Here is an 18,987-nt window from a genome sequence, read left to right on the forward strand (position 1 = left end):
GGCAACATGCTGCAGAACTACGTTCCGATCATGATATTCCTGGCCATAGCCGGAGTGCTGGGCTCGGTCCTGCTCCTTCTGGGCTTCCTGTTTGGTCCGCGTCGCCCGGACGCGGAGAAGCTCTCGCCCTATGAGTGCGGCTTCGAGGCGTTTGAAGATACGCGCATGAAATTTGACGTGCGCTACTACCTGGTCGCGATCCTGTTCATTATCTTCGATCTCGAGATTGCCTTCCTGTTTCCGTGGGCCGTTGCGCTGGATGACTTTGCCGACAAGGGCACCCAGGTGTTTGTGCTGCTGGCAATGGCGATTTTTATCGCCGTACTGGTCGTTGGCTTTATATATGAATGGAAAAAAGGGGCGCTAGAGTGGGATTAGAAGAAACAACCACTGATTCCGCCCCAAATCGCGGGTTCGTCACGACCTCGATCGATGCGGTCATGAACTGGGCCCGCACCGGCTCGATGTGGCCCATGACCTTTGGGCTGGCATGTTGTGCGGTAGAGATGATGCAGGCTGGCGCCTCGCGCTACGACACCGACCGTTTTGGCATTATTTTTCGACCAAGCCCGCGTCAGTCCGACGTGATGATCGTTGCCGGCACGCTGGTCAACAAGATGGCCCCGGCGCTGCGCAAGGTGTATGACCAGATGCCCGAACCCCGCTGGGTCGTCTCGATGGGCTCCTGTGCCAACGGTGGTGGCTATTACCACTATTCTTATGCTGTCGTGCGCGGTTGCGATCGGGTCATACCTGTAGATGTCTATGTGCCGGGTTGCCCGCCCACCGCCGAAGCACTCTTGTATGGCCTGCTGCAGCTGCAAAAGAAGATACGTCGCACTCACACCATCGCGCGCCAGGCATGAACAAGTCGGTCGAGCAACAAACGGCTGACAGTCTGATCAGGCATTGCGGCGATGCAATCAAGGCCGCTGTAGTCGAGCATGGTGAGCTGACGGCGGAGCTGTACGATTCTGGGCGCCTGCTCGAAGTGGCGCGGACGCTGCGTGACAAGCTTGGCTTCGAGATGCTGATCGACCTGGTCGGCGTTGATTACCTCGGTTATGGCGAAGTTGAGTGGAAAACAAGCGATGCCACCGAAAGTGGTTTCAGTCGCGCGGTGCATCGGGCTGCCGACAAGGGGGTAGTCAACGAGCGACGCTTTGCTGTGGTTTACCACCTGCTGTCAATCAGTCGTAACGCACGCATACGTCTGCGTGCTTACTGCACTGACGGCAGCATGCCAATGATCGACTCGGTGGTGAATGTATGGCCCTCGGCCAACTGGTACGAGCGCGAGGCATTTGACCTGTATGGGATCCTCTTCGACGGCCACCCGGATTTGCGCCGCTTGCTCACCGACTATGGCTTTATCGGTCATCCATTTCGCAAGGATTTCCCGCTGATCGGCAACGTCGAGGTGCGATACGATCCGGAAAAAGGGCGGGTGGTGTACCAGCCGGTTTCCATCGAGCCACGCACGCTGGTGCCGCGCGTAATACGCGACGACAACCGGTATTCCGGTGAGCTGACGGACCGGCCGACAGGATCAGACACCGATGCGTGAGATTGAAAGCTACACCATGAACTTCGGCCCGCAGCATCCGGCGGCCCATGGCGTACTGCGCCTGGTGCTCGAAATGGATGGCGAGGTCATTCACAAGGCTGATCCGCACGTCGGTTTGCTGCACCGGGGCACTGAAAAGCTGGCTGAAAGCAAACCGTTCAACCAGAGCATCGGCTACATGGACCGGCTCGACTACGTGTCGATGATGTGTAACGAGCATGGCTATGTGCTGGCGATCGAAAAGCTGCTTGGCATCGAGGCGCCAAAACGCGCCCAGTACATCCGGGTGATGTTTGACGAGGTCACCAGGATCCTCAATCACCTGATGTGGCTCGGCGCCCATGGCCTGGATATCGGCGCCATGACGATGTTCCTGTATTGCTTCCGCGAACGCGAAGACCTGATGGACTGCTATGAAGCCGTGTCGGGCACCCGTATGCATGCGACCTATTACCGGCCCGGGGGCGTCTATCGCGACCTGCCGGAGCAGATGCCCAAGTATCAGCCGTCAAAATGGAAAACCCAGAAAGAAGTCGACGAGCTGAACGAAAAACGCAGTGGTTCGCTGCTGGATTTTCTCTGGGACTTTACGGAACGTTTTCCAGCCTGCGTGGATGAGTACGAAACGCTGCTTACCGACAACCGTATCTGGAAACAGCGCACGGTTAACATCGGTGTTGTTACGCCGGAAGAGGCCATGGCGCTCGGGTTTACCGGGCCAATGTTGCGCGGTTCCGGGGTGGCATGGGATTTGCGCAAGAAGCAGACCTACGAGAGCTACGACGAAGTCGATTTCGACATTCCAGTCGGCACCAATGGTGATTGCTACGACCGTTACCTGGTGCGTATGGTCGAGATGCGTGAATCAAACCGGATTATTCGGCAGTGTATCGAGTGGCTGCGTGCCAACCCGGGCCCGGTGATGATCGATGACTACAAGATCGTGCCGCCGGCCCGCGAAGAAATGAAAGACGACATGGAGTCGCTGATTCATCACTTCAAGCTGTTTACCGAGGGTTATTGCGTTCCAGCCGGTGAGGCCTATGCGGCGATTGAGCACCCCAAGGGGGAGTTCGGTTGCTACATCATCTCCGACGGTGCAAACAAGCCATTCCGGCTCAAGGTGCGCGCACCCGGGTTCGCGCATATTTCCGCAATGGACAAGATGGTGCGTGGCCACATGCTGGCAGACGTTGTAGCCGTAATCGGCACCATGGATATCGTGTTCGGCGAGATCGATCGATGAGCGGCAACCCCAAAAAGACGCGGTTGTCGGAGCATGCCCGCCAGGTCATAGATCACTGGGTGGCGAAGTTCCCGGAGGGCCGCCAGCGCTCTGCCGTGATTGAGGCGTTGCGCACCGTGCAGCACGAGAATGACGGTTTTCTCACCCCCGAACTGATGGACGCGGTGGCCGAGTATCTCGACCTGACACCCATTCAGGTCTACGAGGTTGCGACCTTTTATTCGATTTTCGAGACCAACCCTGTCGGGCGTTGCCACATTTCTGTGTGCACCAATATCTCGTGTCATCTGCGCGGCTCTGCGGAAATCGTCGAGCACATCGAGAACAAGCTGGGTATCAAGACGGGTGAAAGCACGCCCGACAGGAAGTTCTTCCTGAAACAGGAAGAAGAATGTCTGGCTGCGTGCAACAACGCGCCAATGATGATGATCGACCATGTCTATTACGAGAATCTCACCCCGGAGAAGGTCGATGAGATCCTGGAGGGGCTGGAGTGAACTGGCTGGAGAAAAAGAACCTGGTCGCATTCGCAACTTTGGGGCTGGATCAGCCGTGGAGCATCGAGACATATCGCAGTATTGGCGGCTACCAGTCTTGGGAACGCATACTGCGCGGCGAGCTTTCTCCGGAAGAAGTCATTGATATCGTCAAGGCCTCCGGTTTGCGTGGCCGCGGTGGTGCTGGCTTCCCGACCGGTCTCAAGTGGAGCTTCATGCCGCGCAACGCGCCGGTGCAGAAATACATAGTCTGCAATTCCGACGAAAGCGAGCCGGGCACCTGCCATGACCGCGATATCCTGCGTTACAACCCGCATGCCCTCGTAGAAGGTATGGCCATTGCCGGTTTCGCCATGGGCGCGACCGTCGGCTACAACTATATCCGCGGCGAGTTTTATGCCGAGCCGGTGCCGCATTTTGAAGGTGCGCTGCGCGAGGCCTACGCTGCCGGCCTGCTGGGCAAGCAACTGCAGGGATCGGGAATCGACTTTGACCTGCACATGTTTGTCGGCGCGGGCGCCTATATCTGTGGCGAGGAAACCGGTCTGCTTGAATCACTGGAAGGCAAGCCGGGCAAGCCACGTTTCAAGCCACCTTTTCCGGCGCAGTACGGGCTGTATGGCAAGCCGACCACCGTCAACAACACGTACACGCTGTCATCGGTGCCATCGATCCTGCGCAACGGTGCAGAGTGGTTTGCCGGGCTGGGCCCGGACAAGTCCGGCGGTACCGCGATTTACTCGGTGTCGGGGCATGTAGAAAAGCCCGGCAACTACGAATTGCCGATGGGCGTGCCGTTCCGGGACCTGCTGGAGATCTGCGGCGGCGTCTGGCACGGCAGAAAGCTCAAGGCAGTGATCCCGGGTGGTTCGTCGGTCCCGGTGATGCCGGCCGAGAACATATTGGACGTCAACATGGACTACGAGGCACTGCGCGAGGCCGGCTCTGCGCTGGGCACCGGTGCCGTAGTTGTCATGGACGAGACCACCTGCATGGTCAGCATGCTCGAGCGCATCTCGCGTTTTTACTTTGCCGAATCATGTGGACAGTGCACGCCATGCCGCGAAGGCACCGGCTGGCTGAACCGTGTAATACGCCGCATCATGGCCGGCGCCGGACGTCCGGAGGATATGGACATGCTGGTAGATGTAGCCAACAAGATTGAGGGCCATACCATCTGTGCGCTTGGCGATGCCGCGGCCTGGCCGGTACAGAGCTTCATGAAACACTACCGGCACGAGTTCCAGTACATGATTGAAAATGGCGGCAAGAGCATCGTCGAAACAAACGGCAAGGCAGCCGCATGAGTGACGACCAGGTAAAACTGGAGGTCAACGGCGTCGAGCTGACGGCCAGCAAGGGTGCCATGATCATCGAGGTGACAGATGATGCCGGCATTTACATCCCGCGTTTTTGCTATCACAACAAGCTGTCGATAGCAGCCAACTGCCGGATGTGCCTGGTCGAGGTTGAAAAGGCACCCAAGCCACTGCCGGCGTGCGCCACACCAGTCGCCGAAGGCATGAAGGTGCACACCAAGTCACCCGCAGCGATCGCCGCGCAGCGGGCGACAATGGAATTCCTGCTGATAAATCACCCGCTGGACTGCCCGATCTGCGACCAGGGTGGTGAATGCGAGCTGCAGGACCTGGCAATGGGCTTCGGCCGCGATATTTCCCGCTACCAGGAACGCAAACGGGTTGTACCTGACAAGGACATCGGCCCGCTGGTTTCGACCGACATGACACGGTGTATTCACTGCACACGCTGCGTGCGGTTTACCGAAGAAGTTGCCGGGTTGCAGGAACTCGGTACGCTCGGTCGCGGCGAGAACATGGAAATCGGCACCTATATCGAGCGCAGCGTAGATCATGAGCTGTCCGGCAACGTGATTGACCTGTGCCCGGTGGGCGCTCTCAATTCGCGTCCGTTTCGGTTCCGCGCCCGCTCGTGGGAAATGATCCAGCAGGCAACCGTTTCACCGCACGACAGCGTTGGCAGCAACCTCTACGCGCATGTGCTGCAGGGCCGGCTGATGCGCATCGTGCCGCGGCCAAATGAATCGCTGAACGAGACCTGGATTTCGGACCGCGATCGCTTCAGCTATGCGGGCATCTATAGTGACGATCGCCTGCAGACACCAGTGTTTCGCGTCGACGGCGAGTTTCGGCCCGTAAGCTGGTCGGCTGCACTGGATCGTGTGGCAGAACGCCTGCGCCCGACCGAGGGCGAACTGGGCGTACTGGCAGCGCCTGGAGCGACGCTGGAGGAGCATTACCTGCTGCAGAAACTGGCGCGGGACCTCGAAAGTAACAACGTCGATCACCGTCTGCGAGCGTCCGATTTGAGCGACCAGTCAAACGATCCGCAATTCCCGACGCTGGGGGTTACGCTTGCCGCACTGGAGCAGGCCGATGCAATAGCGATCATCGGCAGTAACATCCGGCACGAGGCACCAATACTGGCGCACCGCGTCCGCAAAGCGGCGCTGGCCGGTGCTCAGGTCAGCATTGTTAACCCGCCAGACTACGAGTACCTGTTTCCGGTGCATGCTTATGCAGCCGCGCCACTAACGGCACTTCACACGCAGCTGGCCGCATTGCTCGGCGCGGTTGAGCAGGCAAGCGGGCGCAGTTCCGGCTTGTCGGTCGAGCGGGGCAGTGCCGACGGGCCGATCCGTGCCATCGCGGAATCTCTGGTTAAAGGAGACAAGTCGCACCTGGTTCTCGGCGCATTGTCTTGTCGCCACCCCGGTTTTGCACAGTTGCGTGCGCTGGCCGGTGCAATTGCTGAACTGTCCGGTGCGACCGTCGGCTGCCTGCCGGACGGCGCCAATGCCGCGGGAGCATATCTTGCCGGGATGGTGCCGCATCGTGGCCCGGGCGGAGCTGCTGCGCAGGCGCCAGGCAAGACCGCGCGCCAGATGCTGTCAGAGCCTTGTGCGTCCTATGTTCTGTTCGGCTTCGAGCCCCAGCATGACACGGCAGAAGGGCAGGCCGCGATCGAGGCGTTACGCGAGGCATCGTTTGTAGTGATGTTTTCGCCATGGCTTGACCCGACGGCGGTCGAATATGCTGATGTGATCCTGCCCATCGGCACCTTTGCCGAGACGGCCGGCAGTTTTGTGAACCTGCAGGGCGACCTGCAGACTTTCTCTGGTGTTGCACGGCCGGTTGGTGAGGCGCGCCCGGGCTGGAAAGTGCTGCGGGTTCTCGGCAACCAGCTGGGATTGTCGGGTTACGAGTACCGCGACGCCGGTGAAGTGCTGGCGGCTGCCCGGGCTGATATCGGGCCGATTCGCGCCGACAGCAGTACCAGTGGCGTGCCGATGTTCAACGGTGCGCAGTACAGTGAAGACCAGATGCCCGCAGACGTGCCGCTTTATGCAGCAGACTCGCTGGTGCGTCGTTCACGACCGCTGCAGCGTACCCGCTCAGGCAGGGAAGGCGGCAGCGCATGAGCTGGCTGGAATCACTGCTGGGCTTTCTGCCCGAGCCGCTGCTGGCAACGACGTTGATCACAATAAAAATTGTGATCGTGCTGGTGCCTTTGATTCTGTGCGTGGCTTACCTGACTCTGGCCGAGCGCCGCATTATCGGTTTCATGCAGTCACGCATTGGTCCAAACAGGGTCGGGCCATACGGATTACTGCAGCCATTTGCCGATGTGCTCAAGCTGCTGTTCAAGGAAATTGTCGTCCCGCGCAATTCCAATCGCTTCCTGTTTGTCATTGCGCCGCTGCTTGCCTTGATTCCGGCTTTTGCGACATGGGCGGTCGTGCCGTTGTCGCCCGAATTCGTGCTGTCTGATATCGATGCCGGCCTGCTTTTTGTGCTGGCACTTACATCTTTTGGCGTTTACGGCGTGATCCTGGCTGGATGGGCGACCAATTCCAAGTACGCTTTCCTTGGCGCCATGCGTTCGGCTGCCCAGATTGTCGCCTATGAGATCGCCATGGGTTTTGCCCTGGTGGGCGTACTGATGGCCGGCGGCAGCCTGAATCTCGGCAAAATCGTCGAGGCGCAGGCCGGTGGTGGCCTGCTGACATGGTTCTGGATTCCGCTGTTCCCGCTATTCATTGTCTATTTCATTGCCGGCGTCGCCGAAACCAACCGCGCACCGTTCGATGTCGCCGAAGGTGAGTCGGAAATCGTTGCCGGTTTTCATGTCGAGTACTCCGGCATGGGGTTTGCGCTGTTCTTCCTGGCCGAGTACGCCAATATCATTCTAATCAGCGTGCTGGTCGCGACGATGTTTCTCGGCGGCTGGCTGTCGCCGTTCGAGAGCTGGCCGCTGGTTGGCAACACAATCCTCGGTGCGCCCGGCTTTTTCTGGCTGGCCGTAAAAACATCGTTCTTCCTGTTCTGCTTCCTGTGGTTTCGGGCGACATTTCCGCGCTATCGCTATGACCAGATCATGCGGCTGGGCTGGAAAGTGTTTATCCCCGTAACCATCGTGTGGCTTACGGTATTGGGTGTGCTGGTCGCGTTCGACGTGCCGCCGTGGTTCAACTGAGTTTTTGTAATGAGTACATTAAAGAACTGGTCAAAAACCCTGCTGTTAACCGAGCTGCGTGGTGGCCTGGCCGTCACGCTGCGCAACATGCTGCGGCCAAAAGTGACTATCCAGTACCCGGAAGAGAAGACACCGCAGTCACCCAGGTTTCGTGGCCTGCACGCACAGCGCCGCTATCCCAATGGCGAAGAGCGCTGTATTGCGTGCAAGCTCTGCGAGGCCGTCTGCCCGGCGCTTGCCATTACTATCGAATCAGACGTCCGCGATGATGGGACGCGTCGCACCACCCGCTATGACATTGACCTGTTCAAGTGCATTTACTGCGGTTTCTGCGAGGAGGCCTGCCCGGTAGATGCCATCGTCGAAACACGCATCCACGAGTACCACATGGAAAATCGGGGCGACAACATCATGACAAAGGACAAGTTGCTTGCGGTCGGCGAGAAATACGAAGCGATGATAGCGGCTGACAAAGCAGCGGACGCGGACTACCGCTAATGATCGAAACCGGAGTTTTTTACCTGTTTGCAACAATCCTGGTCGCCGCGGCCATCGGGGTGATCAGTTTTCGTAACCCGGTGTATGCGGCTCTGTGCCTGGTTCTGGCCTTTGTCACCAGCTCCGTGTTGTGGATCCTGATCGAAGCGGAGTTTCTCGGCATCGTGCTGGTGCTCGTCTATGTCGGTGCCGTGATGGTGCTGTTTCTGTTTGTGGTGATGATGCTGGACATCAACACCGAGCAGATGCGCGAGGGTTTCACTCGTTATGCGCCGCTCGGCGGACTGGTGGCTTTCATCGTAGTGGCAGAAATCGGGTATGTCTTGTTGGCGCGGACGGGTCCGGCGCCGGAAAAGGTAGCGCTGCCGGGCTCCGGCTACAGCAATACCGAAGAGCTCGGCAAGGTCCTCTATACCGATCATGTCTATGCCTTCGAGCTGGCGGCAATGATCCTGCTGGTTGCCATCGTGGCGGCTATCGCCCTGACCATGCGCAAGCGGGCAGGGGTGAAAGCGCAGAATATCAGCGAGCAGGTGGCCACCAGCGCGAAAGACCGCATCCGGATGGTGTCCATGCCGGCGGAGAAGCGCTGATGATCGGCCTGAATCATTACCTGATGCTGTCGGCGATCCTGTTCAGCCTGGCAGTAGCCGGCTTTTTCCTCAACCGGAAGAACGTCATCATCCTGCTGATGTGCATCGAGCTGATGCTGCTTGCCGTCAACTTCAATTTTGTCGCTTATGCCCGTTTTCTCAACAACATTGATGGGCAGGTCTTCGTGTTCTTTATTCTGACTGTGGCCGCTGCCGAGGCGGCCATAGGTCTGGCGATCCTGGTGGTGCTGTTCCGTAACCGGCGCAGTATCGATGTAGACGATCTCAACCTGATGAAGGGCTGACGTTGAAAGCAGCGCTACTGACAATCGTACTCGCGCCGCTACTGGCATCAGCCGTCGCGGGCCTGTTTGGCCGGCGCATTGGGCGCGCCGGTGCTCACTGGGTGACGATCCTGGCCGTCGGCCTGTCGTTTTTCCTGTCGGCATGGGTGTTGTGGCAGACCATGCAGGCCGATGGGCCAGTGTTCAACGATGCCATCTACACATGGATGGTCAGTGACGGCTTGCGGATGGAGGTCGGTTTCCTGATCGACAGGCTGTCGGCGCTGATGATGGCAGTCGTTACCTTTGTGTCGTGGATGGTGCATATCTACACCATCGGTTACATGCGCGAAGACGATGGCTACCAGCGTTTTTTCAGCTATATCTCGCTATTCACCTTCGCAATGCTGATGCTGGTGATGTCGAACAACTTCCTGCAGCTGTTCTTTGGCTGGGAGGCAGTCGGTGTCGTCAGCTACCTGCTCATTGGCTTCTGGTACAAGAAGCCCACCGCGATCTTTGCCAATCTGAAGGCTTTTCTCGTCAACCGCGTGGGCGACTTTGGCTTCGTGCTGGGTATCGCGGCCATCGTCTATTTCACCGGCAGCCTCGACTATGGCGAGGTGTTCGCAGACTCGGCCAGCCTTGCGTCGGGGACCCTGGAGATTTTCTCCGGCACGCAGTGGTCGGCGATCACGGTGGCCTGCATCCTGCTGTTCATCGGCGCGATGGGCAAGAGTGCCCAGATTCCGCTGCACGTGTGGCTGCCGGATTCGATGGAAGGCCCCACGCCAATCTCGGCATTGATACACGCGGCGACCATGGTCACAGCGGGCATCTTTATGGTTGCACGCATGTCGCCGCTGTTTGAATTATCGGAAGTGGCCCTGGTGACGGTGCTGACGATTGGCGCACTGACAGCATTCCTGATGGGCCTGGTCGGTATCGTGCAAAACGACATCAAGCGCATCATTGCCTATTCGACCCTGTCGCAGCTCGGCTACATGTTTGTCGCGTTGGGTGTGTCGGCCTATGCGGCCGGCATCTTTCACCTGATGACACACGCCTTTTTCAAGGCACTGCTGTTCCTGGCCGCCGGCTCGGTGATCATCGGCATGCACCACGAGCAGGATATTCGCAAGATGGGCGGTCTCCGCAGGCACATGCCGATTACCTACTGGACCTCGCTGCTGGGCAGCCTCGCCCTTATCGGGTTTCCCGGGTTTGCCGGATTCTTTTCCAAGGACGCGATTATCGAGGCGGTGCACCTGTCGTTACTGCCGGGCGCAAATATTGTTTACTGGGCAGTCCTGAGCGGCGTGTTCATCACCGCGTTGTACAGCTTCCGGCTGGTCTTTCTGGTGTTCCACGGCCCGGAGCGCTTTGATGAGCACACGCGATCGCATTTGAAAGAGAGCCCACTGGTGGTGACCGGGCCACTGATTCTGCTGGCTATCCCGTCGGTAATCATTGGTGCGCTGACCATCGGTCCGTTGTTATTCGAGGGCTGGTTCGGCGGCGCAATATCGGTGCTGCCAAAACATGACGTCCTGACCGAGCTGGGCAAGGGCTGGCATGGCCCGCTGGGCATGATCACTCACGCAATACAGACGCCGCCGCTATGGTTTGCGCTGGCTGGCGTGTTTGTCGCCTGGTTCCTGTACCTGCGCAGGCCGGAGTTGCCAGGTCGCATTGCTACTGCCATAAGCCCGCTTTACCGGCTGCTGGACCGGAAGTATTACTTCGATGAGCTCAACCAGCAGGTCTTTGCCAACGGTGCGCAGCAGGCCGGACGCCTGTTCTGGCGGGTCGGGGACGAAACTTTGATTGACGGGGCAGTGGTCAACGGTTCTGCCAAAACGGTCGGCTGGATTTCCGGCGTGATGCGCGGCATCCAGTCCGGTTTCCTGTATCACTATGCATTTGCCATGGTCATCGGGCTGGCAGCCTTGCTGGGCTGGCTGATAGTGCGGGGCTGATATGGACTTCCCGATACTCAGTACGCTTACCTGGCTGCCCATCGTCGGCGGTATTGCCGTATTACTCGCTGCCCGTGGCGGCGAGGCGCTGCCGCGGCAACTCGCGCTGGGTGTCTCGATCATTACTTTCGCCATCAGCCTGCTGCTGTGGCAGCCATCGCTGTTTTCCTCGGCCGCCATGCAGTTCGAGGAATTCGTGCCATGGATCGATACTTACAACGTTAATTATCATCTCGGTATCGACGGTATCTCGCTGCCGCTGATCCTCCTGACCACCTTTATGACAGTGCTGGTTGTCATTGCCGGCTGGGAGGTCATCAAGGACAAGACCGCACAGTACATGGCAGCCTTTCTGATCATGGAAGGCATCATGATCGGCGTTTTCTGCGCCCTCGATGCAATGCTGTTTTACGTGTTCTGGGAGGCGATGCTGATTCCGATGTTCATTATCATCGGTGTCTGGGGCGGGCCCAATCGTGTGTACGCCACCATCAAGTTTTTCCTGTACACCTTTCTCGGTTCGGTGTTCATGCTGGTCAGCCTGATCTACCTGTACTTCCAGGCCGGCAGTTACGAAATACTGGATATGCACGCCGTCGGGCTGGGTCTGCAGGAGCAGAAGTGGATTTTTCTTGCTTTCCTGGTGGCGTTTGCCGTCAAGATCCCGATGTTTCCGGTGCACACCTGGCTACCGGATGCTCACGTCGAAGCGCCGACAGGGGGCTCGGTTATCCTGGGGGCCATCATGTTGAAAATGGGTGGCTACGGTTTTCTGCGTTTCAGTCTGCCGATCACGCCCGATGCCAGCCAGAGTTTTGACTGGCTGCTGATCCTGCTTTCCCTGATTGCCATTGTCTATATCGGTTTTGTTGCACTGGTGCAGCAGGACATGAAAAAGCTCATTGCCTACTCTTCGATCGCGCACATGGGTTTTGTCACGCTGGGCCTGTTCATCCCGTTTACCATCCTGCGCAGCACCGGTGGCCTGAGTGGCGTCGCGCTGGGCCTGGAAGGCGGCATGGTGCAGATGATTTCCCACGGGCTGATTTCCGGGGCGCTGTTCCTTTGCGTCGGCGTAATGTACGACCGGATGCACTCGCGCCAGATAGGCGATTACGGTGGCGTGGTCAATACCATGCCAAAATTCGCCGCTTTCATGGTTTTGTTCGCCCTGGCCAATGCCGGCTTGCCTGGTACCTCCGGTTTTGTCGGCGAGTTCATGATCATCCTTTCCAGCTTCAAGGCCAATTTCTGGTTTGCGTTTCTGGCGGCAACGACGCTGATACTGGGCGCGGCCTACATGCTGTGGCTGATAAAACGCACGATCTTCGGGGAAATCGCCAACGAAAAGGTGGCGGCGCTCACCGATCTCAACCGGCGCGAGTTTTTTGTGCTTGGCACGCTTGCAGTATCGGTTATTGCGCTGGGTGTCTGGCCGGCCCCGCTTGTTGATGTCATGCACGGAACGATCGATAACCTGATCCAGCACATGATGCAGTCGAAGGCAGGTGCCATATGACTATGCCTGACCTCACGCACGTCTGGCCGGAAATTTTCGTTGCCACGATGGCGTGTCTGGTGCTCGTGGTGGACCTGTACGCTGACAAGCGGCGCAACTATACGTACTGGCTGTCGATGTTGACGCTCGTTGGTGCCGCAGCACTGACACTCATCTTTCGCAGCACCGGGCGCGAGCTGACGCTGACCGGCAGTTTCGTCGCCGAGCCAATGGCCGACGTTCTGAAAATGGTCGCTTACGGCATCATCGCGCTGGTGTTCCTGTATTCCCGCGATTACCTGCGGGCACGCCAGTTAATGAAGGGCGAATATTTCGTGCTGGGGCTGTTTGGCCTGCTTGGCATCATGGTGATGATCTCGGCGCACAATCTGATCACGCTGTATCTCGGCCTGGAACTGCTGTCGCTGTCGTTGTATGCCATGGTTGCCTTTGACCGCGACTCGACAATCTGCGCCGAGTCTGCCATGAAGTATTTTGTGCTCGGAGCCATAGCCTCGGGCACGCTGCTGTACGGCATGTCGCATATCTATGGTGTTACCGGCAGCCTGAACCTGCAGGAGATTGCCACCGCAGTGTCGGCCAATCCTTCCGACCTGCGTCTGGTTGTGGCGCTTTCCTTCCTCCTCGTTGGTGTTGCATTCAAGCTTGGCGCCGTGCCTTTTCATATGTGGTTGCCGGATGTTTATCACGGTGCGCCAACCTCAACGACACTGTACATAGGCAGCGCGGCAAAGCTTGCGTCGTTTGCGCTTGTCATCCGGCTCATCAGCGAAGGGCTTATCGGGCTGGAATCGACATGGCAGGACATGCTTGCAGTGCTGGCAGTACTGTCGCTGGCTGTCGGAAATATCGTTGCGATTGCCCAGACCAACCTGAAGCGCATGCTGGCTTACTCAACTATTTCTCACGTCGGTTTTATTCTGCTGGGGTTCATCGCCGCAGACGCCCAGGGTTATCAGGCGGCGCTGTTCTATACCATCGTGTATGTGCTGATGGCAGCCGGCGCCTTCGGCATGATTATCCTGTTGAGCCGGGCTGGCTTCGAAGCTGATGAGCTGGCTGATTTCAAGGGTCTCAACAATTACAGCCCGTGGTTTGCGCTGATCATGCTGTTGCTGATGTTCAGCATGGCGGGCGTACCGCCGCTGGTTGGTTTCTATGCCAAGCTGGCCGTCATTTCGGCCGTGCTCGATGCCGGTTACCTCTGGCTGGCTGTGACCGCAGTCGTGTTCTCCGTAATTGGCGCGTTTTACTACCTGCGCCTGATCAAGCTGATGTATTTCGATGCTCCGGACGGCGAGGGCCGCATCGATGCGGCGCTGGGCATGCGGGTAGTTCTGAGCGCTAACGGGCTCGCCATGCTTGCGCTGGGACTATTTCCGGGTGCGCTGCTTGCCCTGTGCGGGCAGGTGATTCCCTTGGGTCTGCGCTGAGAAAGGCCTTGATATCTGCCTCGCCGGTTCTGTAGTATGCGCGCTCTGGTGCGGGGTGGAGCAGTCTGGCAGCTCGTCGGGCTCATAACCCGAAGGTCGCAGGTTCAAATCCTGCCCCCGCTACCACTTACAACGATGCCGCCCCCTGGGGCGGCATTTTTTTTGACGGTTCCCGGCCGGCTTGCTGCCCGGTCGCCGTTTAAACTATAATGCGCGCCGCAAGCGGGGCTGGCGTGGTGCGCACAGCTCTGTCCCGGCAGCGCCGGGACAAAGGTTGAAGGCCCCGTCTGGGGCTTTTTCTTTGGCCGGATGGGTCAGAGCGGAGATGAAGAATAAGTGGGCCGAAGGCCCACTTTTTGTTTGGAAACAGTAAGTTGGTGATGAAGCAGGCACTTTTGGACCTGCTCGAGCCGGCCATAGAAGGCCTCGGCTACGAGTTGGTCGAGCTGGAACACCGGGCCGGAAATCGTGGTCTGGTGCGGCTGTATATCGATCACCCGGATGGTATCGGGCTCGATGATTGCGAGCAGGTCAGCCATGAGGTGAGTGCCTTGCTGGACGTAAGCGACCCGCTGCCGGGCAAATACGTGCTGGAAGTGTCATCGCCGGGTGAGGACCGGGTGCTGCGTAAACCGCAGCACTTCGCCGCATTTACCGGCGAGAGGATCAGGGTCGAGCTCACGACAGAGCATGAGGGCCGGCGCCGCTACACCGGCAGCCTGGTCGGTATTGAGGATGAGGAAGTTCTGGTCGAGAGCGACGGAGAATTAGTGAGGCTGCAGCTGGGCGCTATTGCCAGGGCAAGGCTTGCGCCGCTGCACAACACAGGTAAATGAGCATGAACAAGGAAATACTGCTGGTCGCAGACGCCGTTTCTAACGAAAAGGGCGTGGACCGCGAGATCATTTTCGAGGCAATCGAGGCCGCGCTGGCATCGGCCACGCGGCGCCGCCATGGCGACGATATAGACGTGCGTGTGGCGATCGATCGCGAGTCGGGCGAGTACAGCACTTTCAGGCGCTGGCTCGTGTTTGCCGATGACTCAACCGAGCTGGAATTTCCCGATCGTGAGCTGCGCATGCAGGATGCGGTCGACTACGATGCCGACGTGGAGCCGGGCGGCTACGTCGAGGAACCGATGGAGTCGGTTGAGTTTGGCCGGATCGCAGCGCAGACCGCCAAACAGGTCATCGTGCAGAAGGTGCGGGAAGCCGAACGCGCGCAGGTCGTGGAGGAATACCAGGAGCGCGTCGGCGAGCTGGTCGGTGGTATCGTCAAGCGTGTTGATCGTAACGGCGTTTACATCGATCTGGGCGGCAATGCCGAAGCATTTATTGCCCGCGACGAGCTGATCCCGCGCGAGCCGGTGCGGCCGCAGGATCGCATAAAGGGGTACCTGCGCGAAGTTACTGCGGAAACGCGCGGCCCACAGCTGTTCCTGACCCGGACGTCACCGGAGTTCCTGATCGAGCTGTTCAAGCTGGAGGTGCCGGAAGTCGGGCAGGGTCTCATTGACATCCTCGGTGCTGCACGCGACCCGGGTTTGCGGGCAAAAATTGCCGTCAAGAGTAACGACAAACGTATCGATCCGGTTGGTGCCTGTGTAGGCATGCGTGGTTCACGCGTGCAGGCCGTATCGAACGAGCTGGCCGGTGAACGTGTCGACATTATTCTGTGGGACGATAATTCGGCCCAGTTTGTCGTTAACGCCATGTCTCCGGCCGATGTGCTGTCAATCGTTGTCGATGAAGACTCTCACAGCATGGACCTGGCTGTAGAGGAAGACAAACTGTCACAGGCAATTGGCGCGCGTGGCCAGAATATCCGGCTGGCCAGTGAACTCAGCGGCTGGACGCTGAACGTAATGACCGAGGCCGATGCCGAGCAGAAAAGCGACGAGGAGCTCAAACAGCTTGTTGAACTTTTCGTCAAGCAGCTCGATGTGGACGAAGAAGTTGCCAGCATCCTGGTGCAGGAAGGCTTCTCCAGTATCGAAGAGGTTGCCTATGTGCCGGCCTCTGAACTGCTTGCAATCGAGGAGTTTGACCAGGGCGTCGTGGACGAACTGCGTAACCGTGCGCGCGACAACCTGCTGACCCAGGCCATTGCCCAGGAGGAGACGCTGGATGCCGGCGGCCCGGCCGACGACCTGCTGGAGCTGGACGGCATGAACAAGGAGCTGGCATTCAAGCTGGCCGAAAACGGGATTACTACCCGCGAAGAGTTGGCCGAGCAGGCCGTGGACGACCTGCTCGATGTAACCGACCTTGAGCAGGAGCAGGCCGCCGAGCTGATTATGGCTGCCCGGGCGCACTGGTTCGAGGACGAAGAGCAGGCCGAGAGTCAGGAGGCTTAATTGATGTCAGACGTAACAGTTGCGCAATATGCAGACGTGCTGAAAGTCTCCGTGGAGAAGCTGTTGTCACAGCTGGATGAGGCAGGCATTTCCCTATCGAGCGCCGACGACACCATCAGCGAGGAAGCCAAGATGGAGCTGCTGTCGCATCTGCGGCGGTCGCACGGTCGTTCGGAGTCTTCTGCGGCACCGCCAAAAATTACTCTTAAACGCAAGTCGCAGGGTGAACTGCGCCTGTCCGGCGCGCAGGGGCGTTCGCGCACTGTCAGCGTAGAAGTGCGGCGCAAACGCACCTACGTCAAGCGCGATGTACTCGAAGAGGAAGCGCGTCAAAAGCAGGCGGAACTTGACGAGCGTCGCCAGGCAGACGTAGAGCAACGCGAGGCGCAGGAACAGGCGGTTGCGGACAAGCGCCGTGAATCTGAAGAACGTGAAGCACGCGAAGAAGCCGAACGGGTCGAAGCCGCCGCAGCGCAACGCGAGGCCGACGAGAAGGCTCGCCAGCAGGCCGAGGCGGCAGCGCGCGAGCGGGCGGCTGCTGCCGAGCGCAAGCGCGAGGAAGAAGCGCGCCTGGCTAAGCAGAAAAAGGACCGGCAGCGCGACAAGCGTTCTACCCGTTACGGCCGCGAGGAGTTGCACGTTGCCTCCGCCGGCAAGCGCCGACGAAAGAAAACCACGCGCCGCCGGACCGTCAATGTAAACGTCGAGTCCAAGCATGGTTTCGAGCGGCCGACTGCGCCGGTAATTCGCGAAGTTGAAATTCCCGAGGCGATTACCGTCGCCGAGCTGGCACAGAAGATGGCCATCAAATCGACCGAAGTCATCAAGGCGATGATGAAAATGGGCGCGATGGTCACCATCAACCAGTCGATCGATCAGGACACCGCGGCCATTGTCGTCGAGGAGATGGGCCATACGCCGATACTACTCAAGGAAAGCGAGCTGGAAGACCAGCTGCTCGGCGAAAAGGTGGAGCAGGAATTTGACGAACAACCGCGACCGCCTGTCGTGACGGTGATGGGGCATGTCGACCATGGCAAGACCTCGCTGCTCGACCACATCCGGCGCACGCGTGTTACTGCTGGTGAGGCTGGCGGGATCACCCAGCACATCGGTGCGTACCGTGTCGAAACTGACCGGGGCACCATTGCCTTTCTGGATACGCCGGGCCACGAGGCATTTACCGCAATGCGCGCCCGTGGTGCAAAAGTAACCGACATCGTCATTCTCGTTGTGGCAGCCGACGATGGCGTCATGCCGCAGTCAATCGAAGCAATCCAGCATGCCAAGGCTGGCGACGTGCCGATTGTCGTCGCGGTAAACAAGATCGACAAAGCCGATGCTGACGTGGAGCGTGTACGCACCGAGCTGGCACAGCATGAGGTCATCCCGGATGACTGGGGTGGCGAAAACATGTTCGTCAACGTTTCGGCAGAAACCGGCGAGGGCATTGATAACCTGCTGGAAGCCGTCTTGCTGCAGGCTGAGGTGCTGGAGCTGAAAGCACCGTCCGACGGAGCCGCAAACGGAGTTGTGCTTGAGTCGTCACTGGAAAAAGGCCGCGGTGCAGTTGCAACGTTGCTGGTCAGCAGCGGCAAACTCAGCCAGGGTGACGCAATTCTTGTCGGCCAGGAATACGGACGCGTGCGTGCGATGTTCGACGAGCAGGGCGACCCGATCACGGAGGCAGGCCCGTCGACCCCGGCAGTTGTGCTGGGGCTGTCCGGCACACCAAATGCCGGTGACGATTTCATGTCGCTCACCGACGATCGCAAAGCGCGCGAGGTGGCCGAACTGCGGCAGGAACGGCAGCGTGAGGCAGCGCTGGCAAAACAGCAGGCCAGCCGGCTGGAGAATGTCTTCGAGCAAATGGCAGAGGGCGAGCTTGCCTCGGTCAAAATACTGCTGAAAGCGGACGTGCAGGGCAGCGCCGAAGCCCTGCGCGATGCCCTGACGAAGCTGTCCAACGACGAGGTCAAAGTGAAGGTGATCTCGAGTGGAGTCGGCGGCATCACCGAGTCGGACGTAAACCTGGCGGCAGCGTCAGGGGCCACCGTGATCGGCTTTAACGTTCGCGCCGATGCGTCAGCGCGGGCAGCCGTCAAGGACTCCGGTATCCAGCTGCGTTATTACAGCATCATTTACGAAGCCATCGATGACGTGAAAAAAGCGCTGTCCGGGCTGCTTGCACCCGAAATCAGGGAGCAGATTACCGGGCTGGCAGAAGTGCGCGAAGTGTTTCGTTCGCCGAAGTTTGGCAACGTCGCCGGCTGCATGGTTATCGACGGGCTGGTCAAACGCAACCTGCCTATCCGGGTGCTGCGCGAGAACGTTGTTATCTACGAAGGTGAGCTCGAATCGTTACGGCGCTTCAAGGATGATGTGCGTGAAGTACGGGCCGGCACCGAGTGCGGTATCGGGGTGCGTAACTACAATGACGTGAAAGCCGGCGACCAGATAGAGTGCTTCGAGCGGATCGAGGTTGCTCGCACGATCTGAT

The 18,987-nt window shown here is 58.8% G+C and carries 17 protein-coding genes and 1 tRNA gene; all 18 read left to right on the plus strand.

The window, feature by feature from the left end; genetic code table 11:
* The first annotated feature begins 6 nt into the window (after positions 1–6).
* The 18 genes from ndhC (at position 7) to infB (ending at position 18,986) form a co-directional block, all read left to right on the plus strand.
* Positions 7–378, plus strand: coding sequence for an NAD(P)H-quinone oxidoreductase subunit 3 (gene ndhC / locus HKN06_07270; protein NNF61114.1), 372 nt, complete (start codon positions 7–9; stop codon positions 376–378).
* The gene (locus HKN06_07275) at positions 348–866 is read left to right on the plus strand and encodes an NADH-quinone oxidoreductase subunit B (GenBank protein ID NNF61115.1); all 519 of its coding nucleotides are present in this window, start codon (positions 348–350) and stop codon (positions 864–866) included. Before ndhC ends, HKN06_07275 begins: the two co-directional genes overlap by 31 nt.
* Positions 863–1,567 carry an NADH-quinone oxidoreductase subunit C gene (locus tag HKN06_07280; protein NNF61116.1) on the plus strand — a complete coding sequence of 235 codons (705 nt, stop codon included), beginning with the start codon at positions 863–865 and terminating at the stop codon, positions 1,565–1,567. The genes HKN06_07275 and HKN06_07280 overlap by 4 nt, the downstream gene beginning before the upstream one ends.
* On the plus strand, positions 1,560–2,813 hold the full coding sequence (locus HKN06_07285; protein ID NNF61117.1) for an NADH-quinone oxidoreductase subunit D: 1,254 nt from the start codon (positions 1,560–1,562) through the stop codon (positions 2,811–2,813). Before HKN06_07280 ends, HKN06_07285 begins: the two co-directional genes overlap by 8 nt.
* Complete coding sequence (gene nuoE, locus HKN06_07290; protein NNF61118.1) at positions 2,810–3,310, plus strand: NADH-quinone oxidoreductase subunit NuoE; 501 nt, start codon at positions 2,810–2,812, stop codon at positions 3,308–3,310. The genes HKN06_07285 and nuoE overlap by 4 nt, the downstream gene beginning before the upstream one ends.
* Positions 3,311–3,315: 5 nt before the next feature.
* Positions 3,316–4,617, plus strand: coding sequence for an NADH-quinone oxidoreductase subunit NuoF (nuoF, locus tag HKN06_07295; GenBank protein ID NNF61119.1), 1,302 nt, complete (start codon positions 3,316–3,318; stop codon positions 4,615–4,617).
* Positions 4,614–6,770 (plus strand): NADH-quinone oxidoreductase subunit G, encoded by a 2,157-nt coding sequence (locus HKN06_07300; protein NNF61120.1) that lies wholly within the window; start codon positions 4,614–4,616, stop codon positions 6,768–6,770. The genes nuoF and HKN06_07300 overlap by 4 nt, the downstream gene beginning before the upstream one ends.
* Positions 6,767–7,825 (plus strand): NADH-quinone oxidoreductase subunit NuoH, encoded by a 1,059-nt coding sequence (gene nuoH, locus HKN06_07305; GenBank protein NNF61121.1) that lies wholly within the window; start codon positions 6,767–6,769, stop codon positions 7,823–7,825. The genes HKN06_07300 and nuoH overlap by 4 nt, the downstream gene beginning before the upstream one ends.
* A gap of 9 nt (positions 7,826–7,834) precedes the next feature.
* The gene (gene nuoI, locus HKN06_07310; protein ID NNF61122.1) at positions 7,835–8,323 is read left to right on the plus strand and encodes an NADH-quinone oxidoreductase subunit NuoI; all 489 of its coding nucleotides are present in this window, start codon (positions 7,835–7,837) and stop codon (positions 8,321–8,323) included.
* Entirely contained in the window at positions 8,323–8,916 is a 594-nt protein-coding gene (locus tag HKN06_07315; GenBank protein NNF61123.1) for an NADH-quinone oxidoreductase subunit J, read from the plus strand. Before nuoI ends, HKN06_07315 begins: the two co-directional genes overlap by 1 nt.
* Positions 8,916–9,221 carry an NADH-quinone oxidoreductase subunit NuoK gene (gene nuoK / locus HKN06_07320; protein NNF61124.1) on the plus strand — a complete coding sequence of 102 codons (306 nt, stop codon included), beginning with the start codon at positions 8,916–8,918 and terminating at the stop codon, positions 9,219–9,221. Before HKN06_07315 ends, nuoK begins: the two co-directional genes overlap by 1 nt.
* 2 nt (positions 9,222–9,223) lie before the next feature.
* Positions 9,224–11,179: an NADH-quinone oxidoreductase subunit L gene (nuoL, locus tag HKN06_07325; GenBank protein ID NNF61125.1), complete on the plus strand. Its 1,956-nt coding sequence runs from the start codon at positions 9,224–9,226 to the stop codon at positions 11,177–11,179.
* Between the two features lies 1 nt (position 11,180).
* A complete protein-coding gene (locus HKN06_07330) occupies positions 11,181–12,698 on the plus strand; it encodes an NADH-quinone oxidoreductase subunit M (protein NNF61126.1) in 1,518 nt (505 codons plus the stop codon).
* Positions 12,695–14,131, plus strand: coding sequence for an NADH-quinone oxidoreductase subunit NuoN (nuoN, locus tag HKN06_07335; protein NNF61127.1), 1,437 nt, complete (start codon positions 12,695–12,697; stop codon positions 14,129–14,131). Before HKN06_07330 ends, nuoN begins: the two co-directional genes overlap by 4 nt.
* Before the next feature lie 49 nt (positions 14,132–14,180).
* Positions 14,181–14,257, plus strand: a tRNA-Met gene (locus tag HKN06_07340).
* A gap of 254 nt (positions 14,258–14,511) precedes the next feature.
* Positions 14,512–14,967 carry a ribosome maturation factor RimP gene (locus tag HKN06_07345; protein NNF61128.1) on the plus strand — a complete coding sequence of 152 codons (456 nt, stop codon included), beginning with the start codon at positions 14,512–14,514 and terminating at the stop codon, positions 14,965–14,967.
* A 2-nt stretch (positions 14,968–14,969) separates the two neighbouring features.
* The gene (gene nusA / locus HKN06_07350) at positions 14,970–16,487 is read left to right on the plus strand and encodes a transcription termination/antitermination protein NusA (protein ID NNF61129.1); all 1,518 of its coding nucleotides are present in this window, start codon (positions 14,970–14,972) and stop codon (positions 16,485–16,487) included.
* Between the two features lie 3 nt (positions 16,488–16,490).
* Positions 16,491–18,986 (plus strand): translation initiation factor IF-2, encoded by a 2,496-nt coding sequence (gene infB, locus HKN06_07355; GenBank protein ID NNF61130.1) that lies wholly within the window; start codon positions 16,491–16,493, stop codon positions 18,984–18,986.
* Position 18,987: the final 1 nt, after the last annotated feature.

The organism is Gammaproteobacteria bacterium, from assembly GCA_013003425.1.
GTDB lineage: Bacteria > Pseudomonadota > Gammaproteobacteria > Steroidobacterales > JABDKV01 > JABDJB01.

What these genes read in the sequence shown, in the direction of transcription:
- nuoN (NNF61127.1), top strand. Translation starts at nt 12,695, where the DNA reads ATGACTATGCCTGACCTCACGCACGTCTGGCCGGAAATTTTCGTTGCC.
- HKN06_07280 (NNF61116.1), top strand. Translation starts at nt 863, where the DNA reads ATGAACAAGTCGGTCGAGCAACAAACGGCTGACAGTCTGATCAGGCAT.
- nuoI (NNF61122.1), top strand. Translation starts at nt 7,835, where the DNA reads ATGAGTACATTAAAGAACTGGTCAAAAACCCTGCTGTTAACCGAGCTG.
- HKN06_07275 (NNF61115.1), top strand. Translation starts at nt 348, where the DNA reads ATGGAAAAAAGGGGCGCTAGAGTGGGATTAGAAGAAACAACCACTGAT.
- HKN06_07345 (NNF61128.1), top strand. Translation starts at nt 14,512, where the DNA reads ATGAAGCAGGCACTTTTGGACCTGCTCGAGCCGGCCATAGAAGGCCTC.
- HKN06_07285 (NNF61117.1), top strand. Translation starts at nt 1,560, where the DNA reads ATGCGTGAGATTGAAAGCTACACCATGAACTTCGGCCCGCAGCATCCG.
- nusA (NNF61129.1), top strand. Translation starts at nt 14,970, where the DNA reads ATGAACAAGGAAATACTGCTGGTCGCAGACGCCGTTTCTAACGAAAAG.
- nuoE (NNF61118.1), top strand. Translation starts at nt 2,810, where the DNA reads ATGAGCGGCAACCCCAAAAAGACGCGGTTGTCGGAGCATGCCCGCCAG.
- HKN06_07330 (NNF61126.1), top strand. Translation starts at nt 11,181, where the DNA reads ATGGACTTCCCGATACTCAGTACGCTTACCTGGCTGCCCATCGTCGGC.
- ndhC (NNF61114.1), top strand. Translation starts at nt 7, where the DNA reads ATGCTGCAGAACTACGTTCCGATCATGATATTCCTGGCCATAGCCGGA.
- HKN06_07300 (NNF61120.1), top strand. Translation starts at nt 4,614, where the DNA reads ATGAGTGACGACCAGGTAAAACTGGAGGTCAACGGCGTCGAGCTGACG.
- HKN06_07315 (NNF61123.1), top strand. Translation starts at nt 8,323, where the DNA reads ATGATCGAAACCGGAGTTTTTTACCTGTTTGCAACAATCCTGGTCGCC.
- infB (NNF61130.1), top strand. Translation starts at nt 16,491, where the DNA reads ATGTCAGACGTAACAGTTGCGCAATATGCAGACGTGCTGAAAGTCTCC.
- nuoK (NNF61124.1), top strand. Translation starts at nt 8,916, where the DNA reads ATGATCGGCCTGAATCATTACCTGATGCTGTCGGCGATCCTGTTCAGC.
- nuoH (NNF61121.1), top strand. Translation starts at nt 6,767, where the DNA reads ATGAGCTGGCTGGAATCACTGCTGGGCTTTCTGCCCGAGCCGCTGCTG.